Annotated in this window: 3 protein-coding genes; 2 read left to right on the forward strand and 1 reads right to left on the reverse strand. The window is 60.2% G+C overall.

All coding sequences use genetic code 11. The features are described 5' to 3' along the window. Positions 1 to 184: hypothetical protein (locus tag NZK35_RS28610; RefSeq protein ID WP_259635946.1), on the forward strand; the 184-nt coding region annotated here is incomplete at its 5' end. A gap of 119 nt (positions 185 to 303) precedes the next feature. On the opposite strand, the gene NZK35_RS28615 is transcribed toward NZK35_RS28610, so the two are convergent. Continuing rightward, a complete protein-coding gene (locus NZK35_RS28615; RefSeq protein ID WP_259635947.1) occupies positions 304 to 768 on the reverse strand; it encodes a hypothetical protein in 465 nt (154 codons plus the stop codon). 148 nt (positions 769 to 916) lie between these two features. Between NZK35_RS28615 and NZK35_RS28620 the strand changes: the two genes are divergently transcribed. Further along, positions 917 to 2,230 (forward strand): Gfo/Idh/MocA family protein, encoded by a 1,314-nt coding sequence (locus NZK35_RS28620; RefSeq protein ID WP_259635948.1) that lies wholly within the window; start codon positions 917 to 919, stop codon positions 2,228 to 2,230. The last annotated feature ends 65 nt before the right edge of the window (positions 2,231 to 2,295 follow it).

Consider the following 2,295-nt stretch of genomic DNA (forward strand, 5'->3'; position numbering starts at 1 on the left):
CCACCTCCGGGAAGCACGCCTCAAAATCCCACCGACCCCGGCGGGGTCGCAGCGAATGGACTCGCCGGCGGTGCCGCCGTCCGCGTTTTTGAAAGAGTTGATCGAGATGCTGTTTCAATTGGAGTGGCGGCCGGGTCCGAGTGCTTCGGCGCGATTTGCTTCGACACCCTCCGGGGTCGCTTGAGGTGGGTGCCCCGCTGTCCGGAGGTGTCGCTGCGCTCACCTCCGGCTACTGGCTTTGACCCCGCCGGGGTCATCACCACCTGCGCTGGCATTGAGGGGGCTCGCGCCCTGCCGCGATCCTTACAAGTGCACGGGCAAAAACAGCTTGGTTTCACCGGGCCGTTTTTCTGACGGGGGAACGATCCAAGCGGGCGTCTCGCCTTCGGCCAGGCTGCCGGCGACGCTCGATTTGAAGCGTGCGACGATTTGTCCGAGCATTTCGCGTTGGCTGGAAGCCGACACCTCAATTCCTGCCAAATTGGCGACGCGACCACGAAACACGCCGTCGTCGCAGGCGAAATAGACAATGCAACCAAATGCCGGCGCGGTCGGTGCTGTGGATTCGACCGGCAATCCCGTTTCCGGTGGCGGTTTTGTCGAAGGTCGGTCGGTCGGGGACGTCTCGTCCACCTCGTCGGTTGGTGTCGGGTCGCTGGGGTTCAACATCGGTTGCTCCTGCGGCGCGGTCGAATGGGTCTGGGGTGTCGCCGCTCGATCGAGATAAAACGGCTTGGCAGAAAAAAACCTTAGCAGAAAACGGTGCATGCAAAGTCAATTGCGACACGATTGCCTTTACAATACAGCAGCGTGATCTTCTTGCCCACCAAACTCCCATTCCTCAAAAACTCGCCGGTCGACGACGCACGTGTCGTATCGCCGCCCGCCGAGTTGATCATTCCGAAAGGACCATCAGATGGAAAATCATCCTAGCCGACGTAACTTCTTGAAGACTTCCACTGCTGCGGCCGCCGGCGCGACCCTGACCAGCACCATCGCCCGCACCGCACACGCCCAAGGGAGCGACGAAATCAAGTTTGCCCTGATCGGGTGCGGCGGCCGCGGAAATGGCGCTTCGGTCAACATCTTCAAATCCGGCGGAAACACCAAGTTGGTTGCCGTTGCCGATGCGTTTGATGGCAAGGCTTCGGCCACGATCAACTCCCTGTCCAAGCGTTACAAGGACAAGGTCGATGTACCGGCCGATCGCAAGTTCGTCGGACTCGATGCCTACAAGAAGCTGCTCGAAGTCGACGCCGACCTGGTCATCATTGCCACGCCTCCCGGCTTCAAACCGCAACAATTCGAAGCGGCTGTCAAAGCTGGCAAGCACATCTTCATGGAAAAACCGGTCGCCTCCGATGCCACCGGCGTCCGACGTGTCTTGGCCAGCGTTGAAGAATCCAAGAAGAAGAACTTGATGGTCGGCATCGGTCTGCAACGCCGTCACGAAGCTCAGTATCTGGAAACGATCGGACGGATCCACGACGGCGCGATCGGTGACGTGATCGCCACCCGCGTGTACTGGAACGGCGGCGGCATCTGGTACCGCAACCGAACCGAAGAGCAGACCGAAATGGCATTCCAGTGCAACAACTGGTACCACTTCAACTGGCTTTCCGGCGACCAGATCTGCGAACAACACATCCACAACCTGGACGTCGGTTGCTGGCTCAAAGGCGAGTACCCCGTCGAGTGCAACGGCATGGGTGGACGCGAGCAGCGGATGGATGGCGATCCGACCAAGAGCCAGATCTTTGACCACACCTTCTGCGAATACACCTTCGCCGATGGCACCAAGATGTTCAGTCAAGGCCGTCACTTGAAAGGTTCTTGGACGCACGTGGCCGAGTACGCCCACGGCACCAAGGGAACCGCCGACGTGTCCGGATCGCAAATTTCCGGTGAAGGCGGTGATTGGAAATTCAGTGGCGAGCGTCAACAAGGCCACCAGCAAGAACAGAACGATCTGATTGCGGCACTCGGCCGCGGAGAGATCTACAACGAAGGCGAATACGGCGCGCTGTCGACGTTCACCGCCATCCTGGGCCGCGAAGCGTGTTACAGCGGCAAGGTCATCAAGTGGGATGACCTGCTGAACAAGGGACGCGAGTTGGCACCCGGGATCGATGACTACACCATCGACACCCCACCGCCGGAGTCGGCACTGCCCGGACCCGACGGCAAGTACCCGATTCCCGTCCCGGGCCAGTACGACCCCTTCGCGTGATGCGAGCGAGTGGGAATCGCCTGAAGGCTGGACACCACATGCGCTGGTGTCCAGGCTTTAGCCGC

Origin of the sequence: Stieleria sedimenti, from assembly GCF_025060895.1 — a bacterium.
Classification (GTDB): Bacteria; Planctomycetota; Planctomycetia; order Pirellulales; family Pirellulaceae; genus Stieleria; species Stieleria sedimenti.

What these genes read in the sequence shown, in the direction of transcription:
- NZK35_RS28615 (WP_259635947.1), bottom strand. Translation starts at nt 768, where the DNA reads ATGCACCGTTTTCTGCTAAGGTTTTTTTCTGCCAAGCCGTTTTATCTC.
- NZK35_RS28620 (WP_259635948.1), top strand. Translation starts at nt 917, where the DNA reads ATGGAAAATCATCCTAGCCGACGTAACTTCTTGAAGACTTCCACTGCT.